The organism is Pseudomonas sp. GW822-FHT02D10, assembly GCF_058802345.1.
Map to the genome: position 1 here is coordinate 73,920 of NZ_JBXAOB010000013.1, position 26,438 is coordinate 100,357.

Below are 26,438 nucleotides of genomic sequence, written 5' to 3' on the forward strand. Positions count from 1 at the left end.
TTTGGGTTACGGTGTTGCCTGTCGTCGGCCGCCGGGTGTGGTTATAATCGACCACTTTATGAGCAAGAAGCGCGTTATGCAGCTGGTTCGAGGCCTCCACAATCTGCGCCCCCAGCATCGGGGCTGTGTCGCCACTATTGGCAACTTTGACGGTGTTCACCGTGGTCACCAGGCTATCCTGGCCCGACTGCGTGAGCGTGCGCTCGAGTTGGGTGTACCCAGCTGCGTGGTGATTTTCGAGCCACAGCCGCGTGAGTTCTTTGCGCCTGACACGGCTCCGGCCCGTCTGGCGCGCTTGCGCGACAAGCTGCAGCTATTGGCCGACGCAGGTGTCGACCGGGTTCTGTGCCTGGCCTTCAATCAGCGCTTGAGCAAGCTCAGCGCCGCCGAGTTCGTCGACACCATTCTGGTTGATGGCCTGGGCGTGCAGCATCTGGAGGTCGGTGACGACTTCCGCTTCGGCTGTGATCGGGTAGGGGATTTCGATTTCCTGCAACAGGCCGGCGCCGTTCAGGGCTTCACCGTCGAAGCGGCGCAGACCGTTGAACTGGACGGGTTGCGTGTCAGCAGCACCCAGGTGCGTAATGCCTTGGCTGCGGCTGATTTTGCCTTGGCCGAGCGATTGCTGGGCCACCCGTTCGGGATTGCCGGGCGGGTTCTGCACGGGCAGAAGCTGGCGCGCCAATTGGGCACGCCAACGGCTAACGTGCAACTCAAGCGTCGTCGTGTACCGCTGACCGGGGTTTACCTGGTGAGCGTCGAAGTCGACGGCAAGACCTGGCCGGGAGTCGCCAATATCGGCGTTCGGCCAACGGTCGAAGGGGATGGCAAAGCCCACCTTGAAGTCCATATTCTAGATTTTGCCGGCGATTTGTATGACCGGCGTTTGACGGTGGTTTTCCACCATAAGCTGCGTGAAGAGCAGCGTTTCGCCTCTCTGGAGGCGCTTAAGACGGCGATCAATGCGGATGTCGCCGCCGCCCGTGCCTATGCCGCACCTAGCGCCAATCGCTAATGAAGAGCCTTAAATGACCGACTATAAAGCCACGCTAAACCTTCCGGACACCGCCTTCCCAATGAAGGCCGGCCTGCCTCAGCGCGAACCGCAGATTCTGCAGCGCTGGGACAGCATTGGCCTGTACCAGAAGTTGCGTGAGATTGGTAAGGATCGTCCGAAGTTCGTCCTGCATGACGGTCCTCCGTACGCCAACGGCACCATTCATATCGGTCATGCGCTCAACAAGATTCTCAAGGACATGATCATCCGCTCGAAAACCCTTTCGGGTTTCGACGCGCCTTATGTTCCGGGCTGGGACTGCCATGGTCTGCCGATCGAGCACAAAGTCGAAGTGACCCACGGCAAGAACCTCACCGCGGATAAAACCCGCGAGCTGTGCCGTGCCTACGCCACCGAGCAGATCGAAGGCCAGAAGTCCGAGTTCATCCGTCTGGGCGTGCTGGGCGACTTCGCCAACCCGTACAAGACCATGGATTTCAAGAACGAGGCCGGTGAAATCCGTGCCTTGGCTGAAATCGTCAAGGGCGGTTTCGTGTTCAAGGGCCTCAAGCCTGTGAACTGGTGCTTCGACTGTGGTTCGGCCCTGGCTGAAGCCGAAGTTGAATACGAGAACAAAAAGTCCTCGACCATCGACGTAGCGTTCCCGATCGCCGACGAAGCCAAACTGGCTGCCGCCTTCGGCCTGCCATCGTTGGGCAAACCGGCTTCGATCGTGATCTGGACCACCACCCCGTGGACCATCCCGGCCAACCAGGCGCTGAACGTTCACCCGGAATTCAACTACGCGCTGGTCGATGTCGGCGACAAACTGCTGGTACTGGCTGAAGAACTGGTCGAGTCGTGCCTGGCTCGCTACAACCTGGAAGGTTCGGTCATCGCCACCGCCACTGGCGCGGCGCTGGAACTGATCAATTTCCGTCACCCGTTCTATGATCGCCAGTCGCCGGTTTACCTGGCCGAGTACGTCGAACTGGGCGCTGGTACTGGCGTGGTTCACTCCGCACCGGCTTACGGCGTGGATGACTTCGTGACCTGCAAAGCCTATGGCATGGTCAACGACGATATCCTCAATCCAGTGCAAAGCAACGGCGTGTACGTGCCGTCGCTGGAGTTCTTTGGCGGCCAGTTCATCTGGAAGGCCAACCCGGCCATCGTCGACAAGCTGACCGAAGTCGGTGCGTTGCTGCACACCACCGTCATCGAACACAGCTACATGCACTGCTGGCGCCACAAGAGTGCGCTGATCTACCGCGCCACCGCGCAGTGGTTCATCGGCATGGACAAACAGCCGACGTCTGGCGAAACCCTGCGCAAGCGCGCAATCAAAGCCATCGAAGACACCCAGTTCGTTCCGGCCTGGGGCCAGGCACGACTGCACTCGATGATCGCCAACCGCCCAGACTGGTGCATCTCCCGCCAGCGTAACTGGGGCGTGCCGATCCCGTTCTTCCTGCACAAGGAAAGCGGCGAGCTGCACCCGCGCACCGTTGAGCTGATGGAAGCCGTTGCCAAACGCGTCGAAGTCGAAGGCATCGAAGCCTGGTTCAAGATGGACGCGGCCGAGCTGCTCGGTGACGAAGCGCCGCAGTACGACAAGATCAGCGACACCCTCGACGTCTGGTTCGATTCGGGCACCACGCACTGGCACGTCCTGCGCGGTTCGCACCCTGTGGGCCACGAAAACGGTCCGCGTGCCGACCTGTACCTGGAAGGTTCCGACCAACACCGCGGTTGGTTCCACTCGTCTCTGTTGACCGGTTGCGCCATCGACAACCACGCGCCGTACCGCGAACTGCTGACCCACGGTTTCACCGTCGACGAAGCCGGCCGCAAAATGTCCAAGTCCCTGGGCAACGTGATTGCGCCGCAGAAAGTCAACGACACCCTGGGCGCCGACATCATGCGTCTGTGGGTGGCTTCGACCGACTACTCGGGCGAAATGGCGGTTTCCGACCAGATCCTGCAACGCAGTGCGGACGCCTACCGGCGGATCCGTAACACTGCGCGCTTCCTGCTTTCCAACCTGACCGGTTTCAACCCGGCCACCGACATCCTGCCGGCAGAAGAAATGCTCGCGCTGGACCGTTGGGCCGTGGACCGGACCTTGCTGCTGCAACGCGAGCTGCAAGAGCACTACGGCGAGTACCGTTTCTGGAACGTCTATTCCAAGATCCACAACTTCTGTGTGCAGGAGCTGGGTGGTTTCTACCTCGACATCATCAAGGACCGTCAGTACACCACTGGCGCCAACAGCAAGGCTCGCCGTTCGGCGCAAACCGCGCTGTTCCACATCTCTGAAGCGCTGGTGCGCTGGATCGCGCCGATCCTCGCCTTCACCGCTGATGAGCTGTGGCAGTACCTGCCGGGCGAGCGCAACGAATCGGTCATGCTCAACACCTGGTACGAAGGCCTCAGCGAGTTGCCGGAAGGCTTCGAACTGGACCGCGCCTACTGGGAGCGGATCATGGCGGTCAAGGTCGCGGTCAACAAGGAAATGGAAATCCAGCGCGCGGCCAAGGCCGTGGGCGGTAACCTGCAGGCCGAAGTGACGCTGTTCGCCGAAGAAGCGCTGAGCGCCGACCTGGCCAAGCTGAGCAACGAACTGCGCTTCGTGTTGATCACCTCGACAGCGAGCATTGCACCGTTCGTGCAAGCGCCGGCCGACGCGGTAGAAACCGAAGTCAGCGGCCTGAAACTCAAAGTGGTCAAGTCGGGCTTCGTCAAGTGCGCCCGTTGCTGGCATTGCCGTGAAGACGTCGGCGTGAATCCGGAGCATCCGGAAATCTGCGGTCGTTGTGTCGACAACATCAGCGGTGCCGGCGAGGTTCGTCACTATGCCTAAGGCTGCTAGCCGTTTCGGACGGCTGAGCTGGCTCTGGTTGAGCGTGCTGGTTCTGGTCATTGACCAGGCCAGCAAGTTCCACTTCGAAAGCTCGCTGACGATGTACCAGCAAATCGTGGTGATCCCCGATTACTTCAGCTGGACCCTGGCCTACAACACCGGTGCGGCATTCAGCTTCCTGGCTGACAGCTCTGGCTGGCAGCGCTGGTTGTTCGCCCTGATCGCCGTCGTGGTCAGTGCCGTGCTGGTGGTCTGGCTCAAGCGTCTGGGGCGTAACGACACCTGGCTGGCGATTGCGCTGGCACTGGTGCTCGGCGGCGCGCTGGGTAACCTGTACGACCGCATTGCCCTGGGCCATGTGATCGATTTCATTCTGGTGCATTGGCAGAACCGCTGGTATTTCCCGGCGTTCAACTTTGCCGACAGCGCCATCAGCGTTGGGGCCGTGATGCTCGCGCTGGATATGTTCAAAAGTAAGAAGACCGGAGAAACCGTTCATGACTGAACAGGTATTGGCTGAGCAACGCATAGGCCAGAACACGGAAGTCACCTTGCACTTTGCATTGCGCCTGGAGAACGGCGACACCGTCGACAGCACCTTTGACAAAGCCCCGGCGACCTTCAAGGTCGGCGACGGTAACCTGCTGCCAGGTTTCGAAGCCGCGCTGTTTGGCTTCAAGGCGGGCGACAAGCGTAATCTGAGCATCGCGCCGGAAAACGCTTTTGGCCAGCCCAACCCGCAAAACGTGCAGATCATCCCGCGTTCGCAGTTCCAGGATATGGAACTGTCCGAAGGCCTGCTGGTGATCTTCAACGATGCGGCGAATACTGAGCTGCCCGGTGTGGTCAAGGTTTTCGATGACGCTCAGGTGACCATCGACTTCAACCACCCACTGGCTGGCAAGACATTGACCTTTGACGTAGAAATCATCAACGTCAAAGCGCTGTAACTGACTGAGTAGGGTCAAATGTGGGAGCGAGCTTGCTCGCGATGGCTGAGTACCATTCAACATCAATGTTGGATGTGAGGCCCTTATCGCGAGCAAGCTCGCTCCCACAGTAAGTTTTCACTGTTTTCGAGCCCGGTGTTCGAATGACAGGCAGGCATTACTATTTCTTGCGCGCAAGACACGAGGCACAGCATGCACATCAAACTCGCCAACCCCCGTGGCTTCTGCGCCGGTGTGGACCGGGCGATCGAAATCGTCAATCGCGCCCTGGAAGTCTTCGGGCCGCCGATCTTTGTGCGCCACGAAGTGGTCCACAACAAATTTGTCGTTGAAGACCTGCGCGCACGCGGGGCGATCTTCGTCGAAGAACTGGATCAGGTGCCGGACGACGTCATCGTGATTTTCAGCGCCCATGGGGTTTCCCAGGCTGTTCGCACTGAAGCCGCAGGCCGTGGCCTGAAGGTATTCGACGCGACCTGCCCGTTGGTGACCAAAGTGCACATCGAAGTGGCGCGCTACAGTCGCGACGGTCGTGAATGCATTTTGATCGGCCATGCCGGTCACCCGGAAGTCGAGGGCACGATGGGGCAGTACGACGCCAGCAATGGTGGTGCGATCTACCTCGTCGAAGATGAAAACGATGTCGCCGCGTTGAACGTGCGCAACCCTGAAAATCTCGCCTTCGTCACGCAAACCACCTTGTCGATGGACGACACCAGCCGTGTGATCGATGCCTTGCGCACACGTTTCCCGGCGATTGGCGGCCCGCGCAAGGACGACATCTGCTACGCCACGCAAAACCGTCAGGACGCGGTCAAGCAACTGGCTGACGAATGCGACGTGGTGCTGGTGGTCGGTAGCCCGAACAGCTCCAACTCCAACCGTTTGCGCGAACTGGCTGAGCGCATGTCCACCCCGGCGTACCTGATCGACGGCGCCGAAGACCTGCAACGCAGCTGGTTCGAGGGCGTCGAGCGTATCGGCATCACCGCCGGGGCTTCGGCACCGGAAGTGCTGGTTCGTGGTGTCATCGAGCAATTGCAGGCCTGGGGCGCTACCGGTGCCGATGAACTGGCCGGTCGCGAGGAGAACGTCACCTTCTCCATGCCCAAAGAGCTACGCGTTCGCTCCCTGCTCTGAGTCTTCACCTCCCGCGCACAAGGCCTGCTCGGCCTTGTCGCTGCGCAGGCTGACGCGGCCGCTTCTGGACAGCACCACCTGGTGATGACTGACCGGCTCGCGGTCCGCGCAGATGTGCAGCGTCCCGGCCTGAAACGCCCCGCTGGGCAATAGCGGCTCGCCGAGGCTGCTGAAACGTACAAAACTCCTCACCGGCCGATTACCCTCGATCGGCACCCCTGCGGCTGTCTGGCGCTCGATCAGCAGCGGGTTGCTGCTGTCCTGATGACCCTTGCCATTGATGTCCAGAATGATTCGCCAACCCTGGCCCCAGTCGTCGTTTAACGCGTGGATGACAAGGGTCTGATTGCGCAGGATCGCTTCGCTGCGGGCATTGCGCATGCCACTGGCGAGCGTTTGCGCAGCGTTCTCACGGCGCACCGATAGCGTGTACTCGCTGAACACCGGGCTGACCTGTTGCAGAACGATCGCTGCGATTGCCAGTCCGATAAGCAGTTCGATCAGACCGAAACCCTTTTGATGCATGACGTCTCCTTCCCTGGAGAGGGCGTTGATTTGTGCAATGAATGTCAAAACAACCCTACGGCCACCGGTTGAATGTTCTAGCTTGTTACAGCTAGGTGTAGTCGTTGACAGCGGAGGGCAGCGATGAAACATCGTACAAAAGGTTTCACGTTGATCGAATTGCTGGTGACCCTTGCGGTGCTGGTGATCCTGATCACCCTGGCGGTGCCTGCGTTTACCCGTTCGGTGCAGAACGCCAAGGCCGATACCGAAATCAGTGATTTGCAGCGAGGACTCAATTACGCCCGGCTGGAGGCGATCGACCGTGGCATCACCACGCGAATCCGGCCAACCGCTGGCGGCAGCGTCTGGACCGGGGAGTTGACGGTGTACGACAGCACGGGCTCGCCAGCGAATGTATTGCGGGTTGTTCCGGCGATGAGCAGCGGCGCCACTCTGACGCTAACCTCTGGAGTGACCAGCATCGATTTCAACAATCTGGGTGGGGTGTCGGCGCCAGCCACGGCGGTGGTGATCAATTACGTATTAGGGGCGCAGAGCCGGACGCTCAGCGTGTGTTTGAACGGACGGATTGTCTTGGGTGGAAGCTGCGGATGACAGGATCGGGATCGCGTGCACAGGACGGCATGACACTGATCGAAGTGTTGGTTGCGTTATTGATTCTGGGGGTAGGGCTGCTGGGGGCGGCGGCGATTCAGCTCAATGCGCTGAAATACACCGACAGCTCGCTGATGAGCAGCCAGGCGAGTTTTATCGCCTACGACATGATGGACCGGATTCGCGCCAATTCCGCAGCCGACTACACCGTCACGCCGCCGACCTCGGGCAATTTGAATGTCACTCGAGATCAGGACCTGTATGACTTCACCACCAATATCACAAGCTTCGGCGGCCCGACCGCCACGGGCAGCATTACCCTGAATCAGCGGGTCTACACCATCACCATCACCTGGGACGACTCGCGGGCAGCCGCCACTGGTTCGGCCCGCAGCTTTGTCCTGAGCAGTCGTGCCACGGTCGATCCGGTGGCGACGCCATGAACCGTTCATCCCGAGGTTTTGGCCTGATCGAACTGATGATCGCCCTGGCGATCAGCCTGATCGTGGTGCTCGGCGTGGCACAAATTTTTATTTCGGCGAAAAGCACTTACGTCAGCCAGAACACCGCTGCGGGGATGCAGGAGGACGCGCGTTTTGTCCTGAGCAAGATGATTCAGGAAATCCGCATGGTCGGCATGTTCGGTTGCCTGGGCGCGATTACCGATGCGAGCTCGGCCGGTGACTTCAATGCCAACCAGATCACCCCGATCAGTTGGGATAACACCGCACTTAAACTGACCCTGGTAACGTCGGATGTCGGCGGCAACGGCGGGGATCCGACCTGGACCGTGGTGTCTGACTGCCGGACCAGCGCAACGGCCTACACCGGGGCGCACACCCCGGCGACCGGGCAACTGGCGTTTCCGATCCGGCGGTTGGCCTATAGCCTCAGTAATGGCCAGATCCTGATGACCACGGGCGGTATGCCCGCGGCGCTGGTGAACAACGTCAGTGCCTTCAACGTGACCTTCGGCATGGCCACCAGCGCCACCGACGTTGCGGCATCGAGTTACAGCAGCAATCCGACCGACCCGACGCGAATCCGCAGTGTGCGTTTGACCCTGACCCTGACGGATCCCAACAACCGCGTGCGCAATCAGACTTTCAATGTGGTTGCCGCCTTGCGCAACCGGTTGATGTAGGGGCGATGCCGATGATTCGTTCTCCTCTCAGGGCACACGCTCAGCGCGGCATGGCGCTGTTGATGAGCCTGGTGTTTCTGCTGTTGTTGACGCTGATTGGTATTTCTTCGATGCAGAACGCCACGCTCCAGGAAAAAATGGCCGGCAGCGTGACGCTGCGCAATCAATCCTTCCAGGGCGCAGAGGCGGCGTTACGTATCGGTGAAAGCGCTGTACAACTGAGCGCATACACCCTGGCGGCATGTGCCAACACCACCCAATGTGCACCGCCGGCCGAATCTTCAGTTATTACGGCCGCGGGCTTCAACGCCACCTCCGGGGTGACCTGGATCGCTGCCGGCAGCGGTTTTTATGGCGTACAGAACATCGGCACCACGCAGGGCGCGGTGAATATTCCGAGCAACACCTCGGCGACGCTCTATCGGGTTACTGCCATTGGGTTGGCGGGTACCTCGCGCAGTGTGGTGGAGAGCATCTATGCCAAATACTGACGTTCGTCGCCAGACGTGGCTCCGCTGGTTGTCGAAAGCACTCTGTGGCTGGCTGCTGGGTCTTTATCTGGCCGCTCCGGCCTATGCCTTCACGCCATCGGATTCACCACTGCTCGGCGCATCGGCAGTCGCGCCAAACGTGCTGCTGCTGCTCGATGATTCGGGGAGCATGAACAGCATCATCTATGCCTCGGGGTTTGACCCGACCGTTTCACGACCTCCGGCCCAGCAATGTAACGCGCTCTTGGGCTTGTGTTTGAGTAGCTCCGCTATCGTCGGCGATCCGATCCTGCTGTCCAGTTTGCCCCAGTCGGGATGTTCCAGCGGTTACTCCGCGTTCTACAAAAACAGCCTGACGCCGCTGTGCCTGAAGCTCCCTGACCCGGTCGGCGGCGGCAACACCCGTTATTCCGACAACTACATTTCCTACCTGGTGAGCCTGGCTAACGGCAGCAATCGCGACTTCACTGACGGCTCGATACCCAATGACTACCGAATCAACGTGGCGCGCAACGTAGCCACGGCGCTGATCACCAGTAATCGCGGGCTGCGTTTCGGTCTGGCAACCTTTAATTCGCCGACTACCCACGGCAACAGCGATGGTAATCATGGCAACGGCGCTGGCAGTGGTATCGGCAACAATAATGCCGGTAATGGCGGTTACATCGTCAACGAGATCAGCGATCTGAAAGTGGTCAGCGGCAGCGTGACCCAGGCCCAGGCGGACGCCAACTACAACGCACTAATCTCTTCTATCGGCGCCCTGAGCGCGATATCCAATACACCGCTGGCAGAAACCTACTACGAAATCACCCGCTATTTTCGCGGCATGACGCCGTACTACAACTCAGGGCCAGCTACCTACACCAGTCCGATCCAGTACCGCTGCCAGAAGAGCTACGGGGTGGTCATCAGCGATGGTCTGCCGACCTACGACCGGAGTTTTCCGAGCGACGATCCACTCGGTGGCACCCGACTGCCCAACTGGGACGGGATCAACAATGACGGTAACGACCTGAACGGCGATAACGAGGGTGACACCCTGTACCTGGACGATATCGCCAAATTCGCGTTCGACATCGACATGCGCTCCACCGGTACGGATCTGGCGGGCAAAAGCTGGAGTTCACCAGACTTCCCCACGCAGAACCTGAACACCTACACCGTGGGTTTTACCACCGCCAATCAGATGTTGGCGGATGCCGCTCGTTATGGGCAGGGCAAGTACTATCAGGCAACCGACAGCGCCAGCCTCAACACTGCGTTATCGGCAGCCTTGAGCGACATCTCCACCAAGGCCGGCTCGGGCGGCAGCGGCGTCGCCAGCAGCAACACGCTGACCAGTGGCTCCAGTTATTTTCAGACCGGCTACGACCCCAAGGACTGGCGTGGCACGATCAAGGCCTTTGGCTTCACCTCAAGCGGAGCCGTGGACACCACCTCGGTGCTGTGGACTACCGACACGGCCATCGTCCCCGGTGCGACGGCACCAACCTATCAGTCGTGGAACACTGCAACCAACGCGGTGGTCACTCTGGCCTACGGCAACTTCTCCAGCACCCAGCAAACCAGCCTCAGCCAGAATCTGCCGACCGGTATCAGCGGCAGTGATCTGGTGGAGTGGAGCAAGGGCGCCAACAAAACCGGCTTGAAGACCCGCGCTGTGCTGCTTGGGGACATCATCAACTCGCCATTGGCGCTGGCGTCGCCCACCGACAAAACCGCTTCTGACCTGGCCGGCAGCACCAGTTACAGCACCTTTCTGACCAGCAAAGCGGCGAACATGAACACCAGCCTGGTGGTGAATGCCAACGACGGCTTCGTGAATGTCATCAACAGCGGCAACGGCGCGCGGCGTTATGCCTACATGCCTTCCAGCGTGCTGCCGTCGCTGCACTTCATCGCCGACACCGGCTATATCAATGGTTCCAGTCACAAGTTTCTCAACGACGGTCAGGTTGGCGTATTCGACGCTCAGCTCAACAGCGCCTGGAAAACCCTGGCCCTGGGTGGCGTGGGGGCAGGCGGGAAGACCTTTTACGCCGTGCAGCTTTTCGATGGGACGGCGGGGAACGTGACCAATGCCTTGTGGGAAATCAGTGCACCGGCCACCGCCAACACCGCGAGCGTTTTCAATGATCTGGGTTATGCCTATGCGCGGCCGGAAGTGGCACGCTTGGCCGATGGTCGTTGGGCGGCCTTCATATCCAACGGTTACGGCAGCAATTCGGGCGTTGCCGCGTTGTACGTGGTGGATATTCGCGACGGTTCGCTGATCAGGAAAATCGTTATCGACAGCACCGAAACCACCAATGGCCTGTCATCGATCAAGCTCAAGGTCGACTCGCAAAGCATTGTGCAGGCAGCCTATGGCGGTGATCTGAAAGGCCGGTTGTGGAAGTTCGACTTGAGCAGCTCAAATCCCGCCAGCTGGGGCGTGGCCTTTTCCAGTAAGCCGCTATTCACTGCGCCGGGCGGTGCGACACAGCCGATTACTGCGCAACCGTTGCTGGCGGACCATCCGATCAATGGTAAAGAGGTGTTCTTCGGCACCGGGAAATTCAACGAGACAGCTGACAAGCTCAGCAAGGACCTGCAAGCGTTCTATGGGGTGTGGGATGCCGATGGGGGCTCGGGGCAGATCACCGTGTCGAGCTTGCAGGTGCAGTCAGTGACCGGAGTGTTCACCGGAACCGCAGGGGGGCAGTTCATCACCACCTCGCAGAACCCAGTGACCTATCCCGCACAGAACGGTTGGTACTTGCCGCTGGTGTACAACAATGTCCTGACCGGCGAGCGGGTCATCAACCAGGCTGCTTTGGTGCTCGGGCGAATAGTGTTTACCACGGCCGGCGTCGACACCACGGACCCGTGTTCAAGTTTTGGCACTGGCAAACTGGTCGAACTCGATGCGTTCAGCGGTAAGATGCTCAACTATGCGGTGCTCGACACCAATGGCGATGGCCTGGTCGATACTAACGACACGATCTCCAGCGGAGTGATTTTTACCGGTGGTATCCCGACGCTGAACGCGATCGTCAATAATGCGGCCCGAAAAATCGTGAACGACTCCAGTGGCGGCGTCACGACCCTGGTTGAAAAATCCGGCGGCGGCAGCCGTCGAATCATGTGGCGACAAATACAGTAAGTGAGAGTTGAGGCAATGCGCAGATTCAACCAAGGTTTTACCCTGATCGAAATCATGATCGTGATCGCGATCATCGGGATTTTGGTGACCCTATCCGCTCCGCTCCTGACCGAGTACGTGAAGAAAAGCCATCGCACCGAAATCGCCGGACTGCTGTCCGAGCAGGCGCAAAACCTTGAGCGGTTCTATTCGAAGAACAATGTGTACACCAACGCTACCGGGCTGAGTGCTGGCAACGACTACTACACCCTCACCCCGACGCTGACTGATCAGACCTTCCTGCTGACTGCCACGCGGAAATCCGGATCAACCATGGCCAGTGACAAATGTGGCGATTTCACCCTCACCAACACCGGCGTCAGAGGCATGAACAATGCGACGACCGGGCTGACCACCAAAGATTGCTGGGGTCGCTGAGTACCTTTCCTCGGGCGCGTTTTGCGCCCTCCGTCTTTTTTATTGTTGGATCAGATGATGGCCAAGCAACAGCAAGTGGTGATTGTCGGCGGTGGGGTGATCGGCCTGCTGACCGCGTTTAATCTGGCGTCGCACGTGCAGAGCGTGGTTCTGCTGGATCGCTCGAACGTGGGCCAGGAATCGTCCTGGGCCGGCGGCGGCATTGTTTCGCCGCTGTACCCGTGGCGCTACAGCCCGGCGGTCACCGCATTGGCTCACTGGTCCCAGGACTTTTATCCACAGCTGGCCGAACATCTGTTCGTGGCCACCGGAGTCGATCCCGAGGTTCACACCACGGGCCTGTATTGGCTGGATCTGGATGACGAGGCCGAGGCACTCGCCTGGGCCAAGCGGGAAAACCGTCCGCTGAGCCCTGTGGATATCTCGGCTACTCACGATGCCGTACCGGTGTTGGGGCCGGGGTTTTCGCGGGCGATCTACATGGCCAATGTGGCTAACGTGCGTAACCCGCGACTGGTGAAATCCCTCAAGGCGGCATTGCTGGCGCTGCCTAATGTGACCATTCATGAGCAGTGCGAGGTCAGCGCGTTCATTCGTGAAGGCGATGCGGTGGTGGGTGTAGAGAGTTCAAAGGGCCCGATCCTTGGCGATCAGGTGGTACTGACCGCTGGCGCCTGGAGCGGTGATTTGCTGAAAACCCTGGGCCTGACGTTGCCGGTGGAGCCGGTCAAGGGGCAGATGATCCTCTACAAATGCGCATCGGACTTCCTGTCGAGCATGGTTCTGGCCAAGGGCCGTTATGCCATTCCGCGCCGCGACGGGCACATCCTGATCGGCAGCACGCTGGAACACGAAGGGTTCGACAAGACGCCGACCGAGTCCGCCCTGGAAAGCCTCAAGGCTTCGGCGGTCGAACTGATTCCGGCGTTGGCGCAGGCCGAGGTGGTCGGGCATTGGGCGGGGTTGCGGCCGGGTTCGCCGGAGGGGATTCCGTACATTGGCGCGGTGCCAGGGTTTGCCGGGTTGTGGCTCAATTGCGGGCATTACCGTAACGGGTTGGTGCTGGCGCCGGCGTCGTGTCAGTTGTTTGCGGATGTGATGCTTGGCCGTGAACCGGTTATCGATCCGGCACCTTATGCGCCGACAGGGCGGATCTGAAGCCGCCGCTCAATCCAGGCCTAATTTCTTCAGCCGGTAACGCATCGACCGAAACGACAGATTCAACCGCTGGGCCGCCGCTGTACGGTTCCAGCGGGTTTCTTCCAGGGCCTGGAGAATCAGTTTGCGTTCGACGTTCTCCAGATACTGTTCAAGATTGTCGATTTTCGTCAGGTCCGGCAAACCGGTTTCGGCGCTGCAATTGCCGTCAGTCAGGCGCAGGTCGCTGGCTTCGATCTGCTGGTTTTCGCAAAGGGTGTATGCCCGTTCGAGCATGTTTTCCAGCTCGCGGACGTTGCCCGGAAAACGGTAACGCTTGAGCGCATCGAGGGCTTGCGGCTGGAGATGGGCGGCCGGCAAGCCGCTGCCTGCCGCGAGACGCTTGAGCACATGACTGGCCAGCAGCTCGATGTCGTCACGGCGCTCGCGCAACGGCGGGACGCGCAGTTCGATCACATTCAACCGATAGTACAAATCCTGCCGAAAGCGCCCGGCGAGCACTTCGGCGTCCAGGTTCCTGTGGGTGGCGCAGAGTATTCGCGCATCGATGATGGCTTCCTGCTGTCCGCCGATGCTGCGTACGGCCTTCTCCTGTATCACTCGCAGCAGTTTGACCTGCATCGCCAACGGCAAGTCGGCCACTTCATCGAGAAACAGGGTGCCGCCGTTGGCCGCCTGAAACAGCCCGGGCTTGTCTTCGATGGCGCCACTGAAACTGCCTTTGCGATGACCAAAAAACTCGCTTTCCATCAATTCGGACGGAATCGCCCCGCAGTTGACCGGCACAAACGGCTGGCTGCTGCGTGGACCTTGTTCATGAATCAGCCGGGCGACCAATTCCTTGCCGCTGCCGGACTCGCCGCTGATGTACACCGGCGCCTGGCTGCGCGCCAGTTTGTCGATCTGTTTGCGCAGGTTGCGCATGGGTAATGAGTCGCCGAGCAGGCGGCGCTCGATGGCGCTGGTAGCGCCGCAGGCGACCGGCAAGCGCAGGGCGCTGACCACCAGCTCCCGCAGCCGGGTCAGGTCCACTGGTTTGGTCAGGAAATCGAAGGCCCCGGCTTTCAGCGCGTTGATGGCGGTATCGAGGCTGCCATAAGCGGTGATCATCGCCACGGGGACTTGTGGATAGCTCAGCTGAATGTGCTGCACCAACTCCAGGCCGGTGCCGTCGGGCAGGCGCATGTCGGTCAGGCACAGGTCGAACCGTTCATTGGCCAGTAGGCTCCGTGCTTCGTCGACATTGCGCGCGCTCAGCGTGTCGAGCTTCATTCGGCCGAGGGTGATTTCCAGTAGTTCGCGAATATCCGGTTCGTCATCGACGATCAGGACTTTTTGTCGTGAGCTTGTCTTCAACTTTGTTTCCGTCCGTGAGCAAAGGTGATGCGAAAGCAGCCGCCGCCTTGGCGTGGTTTGAAGTCTAGGCGGGCCTGGTTGCTTTCGCACAGCTCACGGGACAGATAGAGACCCAGGCCAGTGCCCTGGCTACTGGTGGTGAAGAACGGTTCGAACAGATGCGCTTGCTGCTCCACTGATATGCCGGGCCCATTGTCCAGCACGTCGAGGGTGGGAAGCTGGCTGTCGGGGTCGACACAGAGCGTGAGCCAGACCTCGGCCTGCTCGTGTGCAAGGGCGCTGTGGCGCCAGGCATTGCGCAGCAGGTTGTCGAGCACCTGAGTCAGTTGGTCAGGGTCCATCAATGTGGTGAAGGGGCCTGAACCTACGCTCAGATGAATCTGCTGGTGATCCGTTGCACCTTCGCGCACCGTTTGCACGAACTGCTCCAGCCACGGTTTCAGCTCGAGCCGTTGCGGCACGGTTTGCTGACGGCGCGAAAGCTGCAGAACGTTTTCTATCACTCGGTTCATGCGTTGAGAGTGGTCTTGAATAATTTGCGTCAGACGCCGGTCCGCGCCCATCAGTTCCTCAGACTCGTTCAGCAACTGCGCCGCATGGCTGATGGCGCCCAATGGATTGCGGATTTCATGGGCAATCCCGGCGGTTAGCCGGCCCAGTGCCGCGAGCTTGAGTTGCTGGGCTTGTTGCGCGACCTGGGCAAGGTCTTCGAGAAATACCAGGGTCTGACGTTGTTCGTTCAGGCCCAGTGCAATAAAGCTCGGTTGCAGCTCCAGCCCGGTACTGGCGACTTTCAGGCTTTGTGGGCGCAAGGTCGGGTTGTTGAACCAGAGTTGCAGGCGCTCGACCAGAGCTGTCGAGTAATCGTCGATCAGTTGGCCGTCGAGGCGTTCCTGACCAAACAGGCTCAAGGCGCTGTGATTGGCCAGCTGAACTCGGCGCTCGCTGTCGAGCACCAGGATGCCGGTGCGCATGCGTTGCAGGATCAGCGCATTGAGCGTTTCCAGGCTAACCACTTCGCTGGCGCGCTGCTCGGCCAGGCTCTCGCTGATCTCCACTCGCCGGGTCAGACCCTGCACCAGCAACGCCGCGGCAAAGCACAGCGCGCCGAGGGTGCCGGCTTGCAAGTAGTGATTGGCGCTAGTGGGGTGGCTATCGCTCAGGTAAAAACTCACGGAGATGATGCCAATGCTGGCGATGGCCGCGAGTAGCAGGCCGATGCGCCCACGCAGCAGAGCATTGCTGATAGCCACCGACACAATCAGCAGATTGCCGATAGCGCTGAGCGCGCCGCCTGCGGCATAGAACAACACGGACAACAGCAGGGTATCGGCTAGCGCGAGACTGAAAATGTGTGCGGGTTGTCTGGGGTTCCCCAGAAACACCACCAGCAGGATATTCAGAATCAGGTACAGCCAACTGCCGGTGCGCAGGAGGTCGCCGTTGGCGAATTCCAGCATCTGGTTGTCCATGTTGCTGGAGACCAACAGCACCAGAAGCAAGCCGATGCTTAAACGGTAGAGATGATAGAGGCGCAGCAGTCGCTGGGCCTGTTTGCCGCCGGGACTTGAGGTCTCAGCGATCACGTGAGCTCGGGCCTTGCTCAAGGTGAGCCTGGCTGCAATACCACTGTTGTTGAAGTCTCAGCGCACGGTCGCGTGGCAGGTGTACACCGCAATGGGCACAGCGAACCATGGGCGGCGCATCTTGTTCGCTGGGCGTATGTGGGGTGTCGGTGGGGCGCTTGAACTTGCGCCAGAACCATACGGCAGCAGCAATCAGGGCAATCCAGAACAGTAAACGAAGCATGGTGAGCCGCTTTGCAATGAATAATCCGGCAGTTTAGCCAAGGACTGGAGAAGCGCACAGCGCAATGAAATTCGGGAATAAAAAAAGGGAGACTCGAAAGTCTCCCTTTTGGGTACCTCGCGGGTGTCAGTCGAACACACCGAAGGTCATGTAGCTGAACCACGAGCGGTTGCTGTTGTTGCCTTCGGCCTCGTGCTGCTGTTCTTCGACCGCATCGCCTTCCTTAGGCTTGAGGTCGGAAGGAATCGCGTCCTTGGCATCCTGGAACTGCTTCATCACGTCCTGGTTGGCGCGGGTTTCGCCCGGCGGCAGCGGTGGACGGGATTCGATCAGGCCCAGGGTGGCCTTGCTCAGCCACGAACGGTTGTCGGCTTCGGCGACCCGCGGCACGAACTGGCCATCGACCAGGGTCGGGTGCTTCGGGTAGTTGAGCTTCAGGGTTTCGAGGCTGGAGTTGGCCAGCTCGTCCAGGTGCAGGCGCTGGTAGGACTCGACCATCACCGCCAGGCCGTCACCGACCGAAGGGGTTTCCTGGAAGTTTTCCACCACATAACGACCACGGTTGGCCGCTGCAACGTACGCCTGACGGGTCAGGTAGTAGTTGGCTACGTGAATTTCGTAGGACGCCAGCAGGTTACGCAGATAAATCATGCGTTGCTTGGCGTCTGGCGCGTAGCGGCTGTTTGGGTAGCGGCTGGTGAGCTGGGCGAACTCGTTGTAGGAGTCACGTGCGGCGCCCGGGTCACGCTTGGTCATGTCCAGCGGCAGGAAGCGCGCCAGCAGGCCGACGTCCTGGTCAAAGGAGGTCAGGCCCTTGAGGTAGTACGCGTAATCGACATTCGGGTGCTGCGGGTGCAGACGGATAAAACGCTCGGCGGCCGACTTGGCAGCCTCAGGCTCGGCGTTCTTGTAGTTCGCATAAATCAGTTCGAGTTGAGCCTGATCAGCGTAGCGACCGAACGGATAACGCGATTCCAGAGCCTTCAGCTTGGCTGTGGCGCTGGTATAGCTGTTGTTGTTCAGGTCGGTCTGAGCCTGCTGGTACAGCTCGACCTCGCTGAGGTTTTCGTCGACGACTTCCTTCGATGAGCAAGCAGCGGTCAATGCGAGGATGGCGATCAGCAGCAGGTGTTTCACTTGCATGGCGGCTTGCGTCCCTATGACGGCCGCTGTCTTGGGCGGGGCCGTCCTGTTATGATGAGTACCCCGTTGAATAGCCTCGGGGCAAAAGACGCCGTATTTAACCACAAGCGCGCAGCCGAAACCAAAGGCTGTGCCGACGCCTAGTCTGAGCATGTCCGATAAAATTGAACTTCGCGCAGAGGTGCCGTCCGAATTGGGCGGCCAACGCCTCGATCAAGTCGCCGCACAATTATTCGCTGAGCACTCGCGCTCGCGCCTTTCCGCCTGGATCAAAGACGGCCGCCTGACTGTGGATGGAGCGGTCATCCGCCCGCGAGACATCGTTCACGGCGGCGCCATTCTTGAGCTGACTGCCGAGCAGGAAGCTCAAGGAGAATGGATTGCTCAGGACATCGCCCTGGACATCGTCTATGAAGATGACGACATCCTGGTGATCAACAAGCCTGCGGGCCTGGTGGTGCATCCTGCTGCCGGTCACGCCGACGGCACCTTGCTCAACGCCTTGCTGCACCACGTGCCGGATATCATCAATGTGCCGCGCGCCGGTATCGTGCACCGTCTGGACAAGGACACCACCGGTCTGATGGTGGTGGCCAAGACCATTCAGGCGCAGACGCAGCTGGTCACACAGTTGCAGAGCCGCAGCGTCAGCCGGATCTACGAATGCATCGTGATTGGTGTGGTCACCGCCGGCGGCAAGATCAACGCGCCGATCGGTCGTCACGGCCAGCAGCGTCAGCGCATGGCGGTGATGGAAGGCGGCAAGCAGGCGGTCAGTCATTACCGCGTGCTCGAGCGTTTCCGCTCCCACACTCACGTGCGGGTCAAGCTGGAAACCGGTCGTACGCACCAGATTCGCGTGCACATGGCCCACATCAACTTTCCGTTGGTCGGAGATCCTGCCTACGGCGGCCGTTTCCGTATTCCGCCGGCAGCCAGTGTGACCATGGTTGAGTCGCTGAAACACTTCCCGCGTCAGGCGCTGCATGCGCGTTTCCTGGAGCTGGATCACCCGACCACCGGTAAGCGCATGAGCTGGGAATCGCCACTGCCGGACGATTTCGTCTGGTTGCTGTCGCTGCTCAAGCAAGACCGTGAGGCGTTCATCGGATGATGGACTGGCTGATTCCTGACTGGCCCGCGCCGGCCAGGGTGAAAGCCTGCGTCACCACCCGGGCGGGCGGCGTCAGCCTGGCGCCGTTCGACAGCCTCAACCTGGGCGATCATGTCGAGGACAGCCCTGCGGCTGTCGCCGAGAATCGCCTACGTCTGACTGAACACTTCTCTATTCAACCGGCCTGGTTGCAACAGATTCACGGCGTTGCCGTGGCCCATGCCGACCCGACTACGGTCGCGACGGCTGACGCGAGCTGGACTGCCACGCCGGGCATCGCCTGTGCGGCAATGACGGCCGACTGTTTGCCCGCATTGTTCTGTGATCGCGCCGGTACTCGCGTCGCCGCCGCTCATGCCGGTTGGCGCGGTCTGGCGGCGGGTGTGCTTGAGGCAACCGTCGAAAGCCTGGACGTAGACCCTGCCGAGGTGCTCGTCTGGCTCGGCCCGGCCATCGGTCCGAAAGCCTTCGAAGTCGGCCCGGAAGTTCGCGAGGTCTTTGTCCAGCAACTCCCGGAAACCGGTCAGGCCTTCGTCCCAAGCCACAACGCCGGCAAGTTCATGGCCGACATCTATCTGCTGGCGCGCCTGCGTCTGGCAGCCCGCGGTGTCACTGCCGTGTACGGTGGCGGCTTCTGCACGGTGACCGATCCACGCTTCTTTTCTTACCGCCGCAGTCCTCGCACTGGTCGGTTTGCCTCCCTGGTCTGGCTGGAACGCTAGACTTTCCTGATCTACATCAACTGTATGACGCTTGAAACTCCCAGAATCGACCGCATCTAGTGGGGTATCTGGCAGGTTTTCTTCATTAAGGTGTATTTATCGCTCCGGCCTGCCCATTTAGGAAGGTGACCAATGCGTATAGACCGTTTAACCAGCAAATTACAGTTAGCCTTATCCGATGCTCAATCCCTGGCTGTCGGCCTCGATCATCCCGGCATTGAGCCTGTGCACCTGATGCAAGCGCTGCTTGAACAGCAGGGCGGCTCGATCAAACCGCTGCTGATGCAAACAGGTTTTGACATCAATAGCCTGCGCAAAGAGTTGAGCAAAGAGCTCGACCATCTGCCAAAAATCCAGAATCCCACCGGCGACGTGAACATGTCGCAGGACCTGGCGCGTCTGCTCAACCAGGCCGATCGCCTGGCCCAGCAGAAGGGTGACCAGTTCATCTCCAGCGAGCTGGTGCTGCTTGCCGCCATGGACGAGAACAGCAAGCTCGGCAAGTTGCTGCTCGGTCAGGGCGTCAGCAAGAAAGCCCTGGAAAACGCGATCAACAACCTGCGTGGCGGCGAAGCAGTGAATGACGCCAATCACGAAGAATCGCGTCAGGCGTTGGACAAATACACTGTCGACCTGACCAAGCGCGCCGAAGAAGGCAAGCTCGACCCGGTGATCGGCCGTGACGATGAAATTCGCCGGACCATTCAGGTCCTGCAACGCCGCACCAAGAATAACCCGGTGCTGATCGGTGAGCCTGGCGTGGGTAAAACCGCGATCGCCGAAGGCCTGGCCCAGCGCATCATCAACGGCGAAGTGCCGGATGGCCTGAAAGGCAAACGCCTGCTGTCGCTGGATATGGGCGCGCTGATTGCCGGTGCCAAGTACCGTGGCGAGTTCGAAGAACGCCTGAAATCCCTGCTCAACGAGCTGTCGAAGCAGGAAGGTCAGATCATCCTGTTCATCGACGAGCTGCACACCATGGTCGGCGCCGGTAAAGGCGAAGGCTCGATGGACGCCGGCAACATGCTCAAACCGGCACTGGCCCGTGGCGAGCTGCATTGCGTTGGCGCGACCACGCTCAATGAGTATCGCCAATATATAGAGAAGGACGCGGCCCTTGAACGGCGCTTCCAGAAAGTGCTGGTGGACGAGCCGAGTGAAGAAGACACCATTGCGATTTTGCGTGGCCTAAAAGAGCGCTACGAGGTTCACCACAAGGTAGCGATCACCGACGGCGCAATCATTGCGGCCGCCAAGCTGAGCCATCGCTATATCACTGACCGTCAGTTGCCGGACAAGGCCATCGACCTGATCGACGAAGCGGCCAGCCGTATTCGCATGGAAATCGACTCCAAGCCGGAAGTGCTGGATCGTCTGGAGCGGCGTTTGATTCAACTCAAGGTTGAATCTCAGGCGCTGAAGAAAGAAGACGACGAAGCGGCGAAGAAGCGTCTTGAAAAGCTCCAGGAAGAAATCGTTCGTCACGAGCGTGAGTACTCGGACCTCGAAGAGATTTGGAATTCGGAAAAAGCCGAAGTGCAGGGCTCGGCGCAGATCCAGCAGAAAATCGAACAGTCCCGTCAGGAACTGGAAGCCGCCCGCCGCAAAGGCGACCTCAACCGTATGGCCGAGTTGCAGTACGGGGTGATCCCGGATCTGGAGCGCAGCCTGCAAATGGTCGATCAGCACGGCAAGAGCGAAAATCAGTTGCTGCGCAGCAAGGTGACTGAAGAAGAGATTGCCGAAGTCGTGTCGAAATGGACCGGCATTCCAGTGTCGAAAATGCTCGAAGGCGAGCGCGACAAGCTGCTGAAAATGGAAAGCCTGTTGCACCAACGCGTGATCGGCCAGAACGAAGCCGTGGTGGCGGTGGCCAACGCTGTGCGGCGTTCGCGTGCCGGGTTGTCCGACCCGAATCGCCCGAGCGGTTCGTTCATGTTCCTCGGCCCGACGGGTGTCGGTAAAACCGAGTTGTGCAAAGCCTTGGCCGAGTTCCTCTTTGATACCGAAGAGGCGATGGTGCGCATTGATATGTCCGAGTTCATGGAGAAACATTCCGTGGCGCGGCTGATCGGAGCCCCACCAGGCTACGTGGGCTATGAGGAGGGCGGTTACCTGACCGAGGCGGTGCGTCGCAAGCCGTATTCGGTGATCCTCCTGGACGAGGTCGAGAAGGCCCACCCGGACGTGTTCAACGTGTTGCTGCAAGTGCTGGAAGATGGTCGCCTGACCGACAGTCACGGACGTACCGTGGATTTCCGCAATACGGTGATCGTCATGACGTCCAACCTGGGCTCAGTGCAGATCCAGGAACTGGTCGGTGATCGTGAGGCGCAACGTGCGGCGGTGATGGATGCGGTGTCGACGCACTTCCGTCCGGAGTTCATCAACCGGATCGACGAAGTGGTGATCTTCGAGCCGTTGGCGCGTGATCAGATTGCCGGCATCACCGAGATCCAGTTGGGTCGTCTGCGCAGCCGTCTGGTAGAGCGTGAGCTGAAACTGACGTTGAGCAGCGAGGCGCTGGATAAGTTGATTGCGGTGGGTTACGACCCGGTCTATGGCGCACGGCCGCTCAAACGAGCGATCCAGCGCTGGATCGAAAACCCACTGGCTCAGTTGATTCTGTCCGGCAGCTTCCTGCCAGGCGCCACCGTGACGGCCACCGTTGCGAACGACGAAATCGTTTTCAACTGAGCGTTCGCTGCACGCTAATGGAGGAGGCCCCGCATCGCGGGGCCTTTTTTTTCTTAGGGTGTTGAACTGTAAGGAAAAGGCTTGTAAAGTGCGCCCCGCAGTAAGTCGCCCCAACGGTTTCTTCTCCCCAAGGAGAAATCTGAAATAAGTTGCAAATCATTGTCTTGAAAGCAATTTAGGGGGTTGACAGAGGTGTTTAAGATTGTAGAATAGCGCGCCTCAGACACACGAACGCAGCGATGCGAACGAGTCGAAGAGATGAAGCAAGCTTCACAGTTGTAATTGAAATATGTAGTTCCGTGATAGCTCAGTCGGTAGAGCAAATGACTGTTAATCATTGGGTCCCAGGTTCGAGTCCTGGTCACGGAGCCAATTTCAAACCGGGGTATAGCGCAGTCCGGTAGCGCGCCTGCTTTGGGAGCAGGATGTCAGGAGTTCGAATCCCCTTACCCCGACCATTTTTGGGTCGTTAGCTCAGTTGGTAGAGCAGTTGGCTTTTAACCAATTGGTCGTAGGTTCGAATCCCACACGACCCACCATTTTTGAAACCAGTTAGCGCTGGAATCGAATCTTAAGATCAGAGGCCAAAAGCGCTGATCGAAGAAGGAGCCTTTCAAAGGGTTCCTTTTTTTTACCGGGGTATAGCGCAGTCCGGTAGCGCGCCTGCTTTGGGAGCAGGATGTCAGGAGTTCGAATCCCCTTACCCCGACCATATTAAAAATCCTCGTATCGAAAGATACGGGGATTTTTTTTGCCTGTTGAAAAATCCCCGTTGCCTTCAAGTCATCGTACAACTTGCCGATAACCTGCTGACGGGGGACTGCCGCAGTAACGCCCCTTTACTCAAGCCACGACAAGAAAAAGGGCGCTCGTTATGTTGCTTCGTCAGTTGAATATCGCGCCTCGCGCAGCGTTGGGATTTGCCCTTATTGCGGTGTTGGTCGCCTTGCTCGGCGTGTTCGCGCTGGGACAGATGTCGAGCATTCGCGACAGTGAGGTCGCGGTAGAGAATCAGTGGCTGCCAAGCATTCGTGGTGGCGACGAGATCCGCGAGATCATGCTGCGCATCCGTACCATTTCTCTGCGCATGGCCCTGGATCCGGATCTGAAGAACATTGCGCAGTACCGCAGCCAGATGGACACCCGCGACAAGGAGCTGGGCGACAAGATCGCCGCCTACGATAAGCTGGTCACCACCGCCGAAGGCAAAGGGTTGTATGACCAGTTCAAAAAAACCTTCGCGGCCTATCGTTCGGGCATCGCCCAGTCCTTCGTCCTGGCCGAGCAAGGTCGGCGTGACGAGCTGACCAAGCTGCTGCTGGTCGACATGAAAACCGTGGTCGACGGTTCCGGCAAGCAGCTCAATGACCTGGCAGAACTGTTCGCCAAACAGGTCGCCACTGAAAGCCAGAATTCCGCAGCGCATTACCAAACCTCGCGCCTGATTGTCAGCCTGTTCATCGGTTTGGCCGCTCTGGCCACCGTCGGACTCGCCATGTTGCTGACCCGCAGCATCGTGCGCCCGCTGACCAATGCGCTGAATGCAGCCGAAAACGTGGCGCGGGGCGACCTGACCCAGCCCATCGAAACCCATGGCAACGACGAAGTCAGCCGTTTGCTCAAGGCGCTGGCGACCATGCAGCAAAACCTGCGGGAAACCCTGCAAGGCATCAGCGGTTCGGCCACGCAATTGGCCACGGCGGCGGATGAGTTGAACGCGGTGACTCTCGACAGCACTCAGGGCCTGCAACAGCAGAACAACGAGATCGAACAGGCGGCGACCGCAGTCAACGAAATGACCACCGCCGTGGAAGAAGTCGCGCGCAATGCGGTGTCGACTTCCGATGCGACCCGCCAGTCCAGTGAGTCGGCGCATCTGGGTCAGGAGCGAGTCAGTGAAACCGCCAGTGCCATCAGCGCCCTGGCCAGCGATGTGCAGCACACCGGTGAACTGGTGCAGTCGTTGGCCAACCAATCACAGGACATCGGCAAGGTGCTGGATGTGATTCGCGCCATTGCCGAGCAAACCAACCTGTTGGCGCTAAATGCCGCGATCGAAGCCGCGCGCGCGGGGGAGAGCGGGCGAGGTTTTGCGGTGGTGGCCGATGAAGTGCGGGCGCTGGCGCATCGCACGCAGCAGTCGACCCAGGAAATCGAGCTGATGGTGCAGGGCATGCGCAACGGGTCGAGCCTGGCACTCGAGTCCATGCAGGCCAGTGCCTCGCGTGCTGCCAGTACGCGGGTACTGGCCGAGCGGGCGGGCGACGCCCTGCAAACCATCACCGCGTCGGTGCATGAAATTCACGAGCGCAATCTGGTGATCGCCAGTGCCGCCGAAGAACAGGCGCAAGTGGCGCGGGAAGTGGATCGTAATCTGGTGAACATCCGTGATTTGTCGGTGCGTTCTGCGGCGAGTGCGGATCAGACCAGCGCTTCCAGCCATGAACTGTCGCAGTTGGCCAATGCGTTGCAAGGCATGGTACGGCGCTTTCAGGTGTGAATTTGAGCGATAAAAAAATGTGGGAGCGAGCTTGCTCCCACATTGTTGGCTTTGTCAGTGCAGCTTCAGACGCGGTTCTGTCCCGCGGCCAATCTTGCTGCCGAGCATCAGCATCGCCGTGCGGAACGGGCCGTACAGCGCGACCTGATGCATACGGTACAGCGACACGTAAAACATCCGCGCCAGCCAACCTTCGAGCATCACGCTGCCGGTCAGGTTGCCCATCAAGTTACCCACCGCCGAAAAACGCGACAGCGAGATCAAGGAACCGTAATCGGTGTACTTGTACTCAGGCAGCGCCTTGCCTTCGATGCGCAGTTTCAATGATTTGGCCAGCAGCGAGGCTTGTTGGTGTGCCGCCTGCGCACGTGGCGGCACGTTGCGATCGGTGCCGGGTTGCGGGCAGGCCGCGCAGTCACCGAAGGCGAAGATGTTTTCGTCGCGGGTGGTTTGCAGGGTCGGCAGCACTTGTAGCTGGTTGATCCGATTGGTTTCCAGACCGTCGATGTCCTTGAGGAAACCCGGCGCACGAATCCCGGCCGCCCAGACTTTCAGGCTGGCCTTGATCTCCTGGCCGCTGGCTGTGATCAGCGCATCGGAGGTGACTTCACTGACCGCTGCGTTGGTCAGCACTTTGACCCCGAGTTTTTCCAGGGTTTTATGCACAGGGCCGCCGATTCGTTCCGGCAGGGCAGGTAGCACCCGTGGACCGGCTTCGATCAGGGTGATGTGCATGTTTTCCGGCAGGATGCGGTCCAGGCCGTAGGCCGCCAGTTCGTGGGCCGCGTTGTGCAGCTCCGCCGCCAGCTCGACGCCAGTGGCGCCTGCGCCGACGATGGCCACGCTGATCTGCTGAACCGCATCGGATTGCCCGGCGTGGGCGCGCAGGTAGTGGTTGAGCAATTGCTGATGGAAGCGCTCGGCCTGTTTACGGGTGTCGAGGAACAGGCAGTGCTGCGCCGCGCCCTGAGTGCCGAAATCGTTGGTGGTGCTGCCGACTGAAATCACCAGCGAGTCGTAACCCACCTCGCGAGCCGGCACCAGTTCCAGGCCATTCTCGTCGTAGGTAGCGGCGAGCTGGATTTTCTTCTGTGCGCGATCGAGCCCGCTCATGCGCCCCAGCTGGAACTCGAAGTGGTTCCATTTCGCCTGGGCGACATAGTTGAGTTCGTCTTCGGAAGAGTTCAAGGAACCTGCCGCCACTTCATGCAGCAGCGGCTTCCAGATGTGCGTCAGGTTCGCGTCGACCAGCATCACGCTGGCCGTGCCACGTTTGCCCAGAGTCTTACCCAGACGGGTAGCCAACTCCAGACCGCCGGCGCCGCCGCCAGCAATGACAATACGATGAGTCATGGGGATATCTCGCAAGGCTAAAAGAAATCTGTGCATTTACCCGAGCGAGCGCGAAGCGGCTCATAGCGTCAGGTAACTGATAAGTCGGCTCAGCAGGCCCAGGCCAATCGTCACTGCCAATACCACCACGAGGAGCATCCACGGCCGGAAAGGCCGGCGCTCGACTCGGTTCTGGGACAGTTGCAGGTACTCTTCGACACGCTGCTGGTCGTCGGGTTTCAGGCGGCTGGTCATATCGGGCCTCGTCAGGGGTAGACGTTGCTGAATGTGCAGAAGCTACAGGGAATTTATCCCCCTGTGAACGGAGCATAGCC

23 protein-coding genes and 4 tRNA genes are annotated in these 26,438 nt (G+C 59.6%); 20 read left to right on the top strand and 7 right to left on the bottom strand.

What is annotated here, in order from left to right; translation table 11 throughout:
• Window positions 1-76 precede the first annotated feature (76 nt).
• The 5 genes from ribF (at window position 77) to ispH (ending at window position 5,950) form a co-directional block, all read left to right on the top strand.
• The gene (gene ribF, locus AC1RPZ_RS20060) at window positions 77-1,015 is read left to right on the top strand and encodes a bifunctional riboflavin kinase/FAD synthetase (RefSeq protein ID WP_493138743.1); all 939 of its coding nucleotides are present in this window, start codon (window positions 77-79) and stop codon (window positions 1,013-1,015) included.
• 13 nt (window positions 1,016-1,028) lie between these two features.
• Window positions 1,029-3,860 carry an isoleucine--tRNA ligase gene (gene ileS / locus AC1RPZ_RS20065; RefSeq protein WP_493138745.1) on the top strand — a complete coding sequence of 944 codons (2,832 nt, stop codon included), beginning with the start codon at window positions 1,029-1,031 and terminating at the stop codon, window positions 3,858-3,860.
• Entirely contained in the window at window positions 3,853-4,365 is a 513-nt protein-coding gene (lspA, locus tag AC1RPZ_RS20070; protein WP_493138747.1) for a signal peptidase II, read from the top strand. Before ileS ends, lspA begins: the two co-directional genes overlap by 8 nt.
• A gap of 7 nt (window positions 4,366-4,372) precedes the next feature.
• Complete coding sequence (fkpB, locus tag AC1RPZ_RS20075) at window positions 4,373-4,810, top strand: FKBP-type peptidyl-prolyl cis-trans isomerase (protein WP_493138872.1); 438 nt, start codon at window positions 4,373-4,375, stop codon at window positions 4,808-4,810.
• 192 nt (window positions 4,811-5,002) lie between these two features.
• On the top strand, window positions 5,003-5,950 hold the full coding sequence (gene ispH, locus AC1RPZ_RS20080) for a 4-hydroxy-3-methylbut-2-enyl diphosphate reductase (RefSeq protein ID WP_493138749.1): 948 nt from the start codon (window positions 5,003-5,005) through the stop codon (window positions 5,948-5,950).
• Here ispH and AC1RPZ_RS20085 read toward each other — a convergent pair.
• On the bottom strand, window positions 5,927-6,475 hold the full coding sequence (locus tag AC1RPZ_RS20085; protein ID WP_493138751.1) for a GspH/FimT family pseudopilin: 549 nt from the start codon (window positions 6,473-6,475) through the stop codon (window positions 5,927-5,929). The two genes, ispH and AC1RPZ_RS20085, sit on opposite strands and share 24 nt — an antisense overlap.
• A gap of 123 nt (window positions 6,476-6,598) precedes the next feature.
• Between AC1RPZ_RS20085 and AC1RPZ_RS20090 the strand changes: the two genes are divergently transcribed.
• Genes AC1RPZ_RS20090 through thiO form a run of 7 tightly spaced genes read left to right on the top strand, consistent with a single transcriptional unit; the run spans window position 6,599 to window position 13,430 of the window.
• Entirely contained in the window at window positions 6,599-7,072 is a 474-nt protein-coding gene (locus AC1RPZ_RS20090) for a GspH/FimT family pseudopilin (protein WP_493138753.1), read from the top strand.
• On the top strand, window positions 7,069-7,515 hold the full coding sequence (gene pilV / locus AC1RPZ_RS20095; RefSeq protein ID WP_493138755.1) for a type IV pilus modification protein PilV: 447 nt from the start codon (window positions 7,069-7,071) through the stop codon (window positions 7,513-7,515). The genes AC1RPZ_RS20090 and pilV overlap by 4 nt, the downstream gene beginning before the upstream one ends.
• On the top strand, window positions 7,512-8,216 hold the full coding sequence (locus AC1RPZ_RS20100) for a PilW family protein (protein ID WP_493138757.1): 705 nt from the start codon (window positions 7,512-7,514) through the stop codon (window positions 8,214-8,216). The genes pilV and AC1RPZ_RS20100 overlap by 4 nt, the downstream gene beginning before the upstream one ends.
• 5 nt (window positions 8,217-8,221) lie before the next feature.
• On the top strand, window positions 8,222-8,707 hold the full coding sequence (locus AC1RPZ_RS20105; RefSeq protein WP_493138759.1) for a pilus assembly PilX family protein: 486 nt from the start codon (window positions 8,222-8,224) through the stop codon (window positions 8,705-8,707).
• Window positions 8,694-11,855 carry a pilus assembly protein gene (locus AC1RPZ_RS20110; protein ID WP_493138761.1) on the top strand — a complete coding sequence of 1,054 codons (3,162 nt, stop codon included), beginning with the start codon at window positions 8,694-8,696 and terminating at the stop codon, window positions 11,853-11,855. The genes AC1RPZ_RS20105 and AC1RPZ_RS20110 overlap by 14 nt, the downstream gene beginning before the upstream one ends.
• Window positions 11,856-11,870: 15 nt before the next feature.
• Complete coding sequence (locus AC1RPZ_RS20115; RefSeq protein WP_493138763.1) at window positions 11,871-12,272, top strand: type IV pilin protein; 402 nt, start codon at window positions 11,871-11,873, stop codon at window positions 12,270-12,272.
• Window positions 12,273-12,329: 57 nt separating this feature from the next.
• On the top strand, window positions 12,330-13,430 hold the full coding sequence (gene thiO, locus AC1RPZ_RS20120; protein ID WP_493138765.1) for a glycine oxidase ThiO: 1,101 nt from the start codon (window positions 12,330-12,332) through the stop codon (window positions 13,428-13,430).
• Between the two features lie 9 nt (window positions 13,431-13,439).
• On the opposite strand, the gene AC1RPZ_RS20125 is transcribed toward thiO, so the two are convergent.
• The 4 genes from AC1RPZ_RS20125 to AC1RPZ_RS20140 all read right to left on the bottom strand — a co-directional run bounded on the left by AC1RPZ_RS20125 (window position 13,440) and on the right by AC1RPZ_RS20140 (window position 17,738).
• On the bottom strand, window positions 13,440-14,786 hold the full coding sequence (locus tag AC1RPZ_RS20125) for a sigma-54-dependent transcriptional regulator (protein ID WP_493138767.1): 1,347 nt from the start codon (window positions 14,784-14,786) through the stop codon (window positions 13,440-13,442).
• Window positions 14,783-16,372, bottom strand: a complete 1,590-nt coding sequence (locus tag AC1RPZ_RS20130; RefSeq protein ID WP_493138769.1) for a sensor histidine kinase — start codon at window positions 16,370-16,372, stop codon at window positions 14,783-14,785. The genes AC1RPZ_RS20125 and AC1RPZ_RS20130 overlap by 4 nt, the downstream gene beginning before the upstream one ends.
• Entirely contained in the window at window positions 16,362-16,595 is a 234-nt protein-coding gene (locus tag AC1RPZ_RS20135) for a PP0621 family protein (protein ID WP_493138771.1), read from the bottom strand. Before AC1RPZ_RS20135 ends, AC1RPZ_RS20130 begins: the two co-directional genes overlap by 11 nt.
• Before the next feature lie 126 nt (window positions 16,596-16,721).
• Window positions 16,722-17,738 (bottom strand): outer membrane protein assembly factor BamD, encoded by a 1,017-nt coding sequence (locus AC1RPZ_RS20140; protein WP_493138773.1) that lies wholly within the window; start codon window positions 17,736-17,738, stop codon window positions 16,722-16,724.
• Between the two features lie 151 nt (window positions 17,739-17,889).
• Here AC1RPZ_RS20140 and rluD point away from each other — a divergent pair, with 151 nt between their 5' ends.
• From rluD to AC1RPZ_RS20180, 8 genes are all read left to right on the top strand, one after another.
• Window positions 17,890-18,852 (top strand): 23S rRNA pseudouridine(1911/1915/1917) synthase RluD, encoded by a 963-nt coding sequence (gene rluD, locus AC1RPZ_RS20145; protein ID WP_123423611.1) that lies wholly within the window; start codon window positions 17,890-17,892, stop codon window positions 18,850-18,852.
• A complete protein-coding gene (pgeF, locus tag AC1RPZ_RS20150) occupies window positions 18,849-19,574 on the top strand; it encodes a peptidoglycan editing factor PgeF (RefSeq protein ID WP_493138775.1) in 726 nt (241 codons plus the stop codon). Before rluD ends, pgeF begins: the two co-directional genes overlap by 4 nt.
• A 132-nt stretch (window positions 19,575-19,706) precedes the next feature.
• Window positions 19,707-22,271 (top strand): ATP-dependent chaperone ClpB, encoded by a 2,565-nt coding sequence (gene clpB / locus AC1RPZ_RS20155; protein ID WP_493138777.1) that lies wholly within the window; start codon window positions 19,707-19,709, stop codon window positions 22,269-22,271.
• A 296-nt stretch (window positions 22,272-22,567) separates the two neighbouring features.
• Window positions 22,568-22,643: transfer RNA gene (locus AC1RPZ_RS20160), tRNA-Asn, on the top strand.
• 9 nt (window positions 22,644-22,652) lie between these two features.
• A tRNA-Pro gene (locus AC1RPZ_RS20165) sits at window positions 22,653-22,729 on the top strand.
• Between the two features lie 5 nt (window positions 22,730-22,734).
• Window positions 22,735-22,810 (top strand) — tRNA-Lys (locus AC1RPZ_RS20170).
• Between the two features lie 96 nt (window positions 22,811-22,906).
• A tRNA-Pro gene (locus AC1RPZ_RS20175) sits at window positions 22,907-22,983 on the top strand.
• 162 nt (window positions 22,984-23,145) lie between these two features.
• Window positions 23,146-24,771, top strand: a complete 1,626-nt coding sequence (locus AC1RPZ_RS20180) for a methyl-accepting chemotaxis protein (protein WP_493138779.1) — start codon at window positions 23,146-23,148, stop codon at window positions 24,769-24,771.
• A 54-nt stretch (window positions 24,772-24,825) separates the two neighbouring features.
• On the opposite strand, the gene AC1RPZ_RS20185 is transcribed toward AC1RPZ_RS20180, so the two are convergent.
• Window positions 24,826-26,124: an NAD(P)/FAD-dependent oxidoreductase gene (locus AC1RPZ_RS20185; protein WP_493138781.1), complete on the bottom strand. Its 1,299-nt coding sequence runs from the start codon at window positions 26,122-26,124 to the stop codon at window positions 24,826-24,828.
• A gap of 60 nt (window positions 26,125-26,184) precedes the next feature.
• Entirely contained in the window at window positions 26,185-26,358 is a 174-nt protein-coding gene (locus AC1RPZ_RS20190) for a DUF3094 family protein (protein WP_493138783.1), read from the bottom strand.
• Window positions 26,359-26,438: the final 80 nt, after the last annotated feature.

Bases quoted from the DNA above. Each gene is read 5' to 3' on its own strand.
- ribF (WP_493138743.1), top strand. From the start codon at position 77: ATGCAGCTGGTTCGAGGCCTCCACAATCTGCGCCCCCAGCATCGGGGC.
- ileS (WP_493138745.1), top strand. From the start codon at position 1,029: ATGACCGACTATAAAGCCACGCTAAACCTTCCGGACACCGCCTTCCCA.
- lspA (WP_493138747.1), top strand. From the start codon at position 3,853: ATGCCTAAGGCTGCTAGCCGTTTCGGACGGCTGAGCTGGCTCTGGTTG.
- ispH (WP_493138749.1), top strand. From the start codon at position 5,003: ATGCACATCAAACTCGCCAACCCCCGTGGCTTCTGCGCCGGTGTGGAC.
- AC1RPZ_RS20085 (WP_493138751.1), bottom strand. From the start codon at position 6,475: ATGCATCAAAAGGGTTTCGGTCTGATCGAACTGCTTATCGGACTGGCA.
- AC1RPZ_RS20090 (WP_493138753.1), top strand. From the start codon at position 6,599: ATGAAACATCGTACAAAAGGTTTCACGTTGATCGAATTGCTGGTGACC.
- pilV (WP_493138755.1), top strand. From the start codon at position 7,069: ATGACAGGATCGGGATCGCGTGCACAGGACGGCATGACACTGATCGAA.
- AC1RPZ_RS20100 (WP_493138757.1), top strand. From the start codon at position 7,512: ATGAACCGTTCATCCCGAGGTTTTGGCCTGATCGAACTGATGATCGCC.
- AC1RPZ_RS20105 (WP_493138759.1), top strand. From the start codon at position 8,222: ATGCCGATGATTCGTTCTCCTCTCAGGGCACACGCTCAGCGCGGCATG.
- AC1RPZ_RS20110 (WP_493138761.1), top strand. From the start codon at position 8,694: ATGCCAAATACTGACGTTCGTCGCCAGACGTGGCTCCGCTGGTTGTCG.
- AC1RPZ_RS20115 (WP_493138763.1), top strand. From the start codon at position 11,871: ATGCGCAGATTCAACCAAGGTTTTACCCTGATCGAAATCATGATCGTG.
- thiO (WP_493138765.1), top strand. From the start codon at position 12,330: ATGGCCAAGCAACAGCAAGTGGTGATTGTCGGCGGTGGGGTGATCGGC.
- AC1RPZ_RS20135 (WP_493138771.1), bottom strand. From the start codon at position 16,595: ATGCTTCGTTTACTGTTCTGGATTGCCCTGATTGCTGCTGCCGTATGG.
- AC1RPZ_RS20140 (WP_493138773.1), bottom strand. From the start codon at position 17,738: ATGCAAGTGAAACACCTGCTGCTGATCGCCATCCTCGCATTGACCGCT.
- rluD (WP_123423611.1), top strand. From the start codon at position 17,890: ATGTCCGATAAAATTGAACTTCGCGCAGAGGTGCCGTCCGAATTGGGC.
- pgeF (WP_493138775.1), top strand. From the start codon at position 18,849: ATGATGGACTGGCTGATTCCTGACTGGCCCGCGCCGGCCAGGGTGAAA.
- clpB (WP_493138777.1), top strand. From the start codon at position 19,707: ATGCGTATAGACCGTTTAACCAGCAAATTACAGTTAGCCTTATCCGAT.
- AC1RPZ_RS20180 (WP_493138779.1), top strand. From the start codon at position 23,146: ATGTTGCTTCGTCAGTTGAATATCGCGCCTCGCGCAGCGTTGGGATTT.
- AC1RPZ_RS20185 (WP_493138781.1), bottom strand. From the start codon at position 26,124: ATGACTCATCGTATTGTCATTGCTGGCGGCGGCGCCGGCGGTCTGGAG.
- AC1RPZ_RS20190 (WP_493138783.1), bottom strand. From the start codon at position 26,358: ATGACCAGCCGCCTGAAACCCGACGACCAGCAGCGTGTCGAAGAGTAC.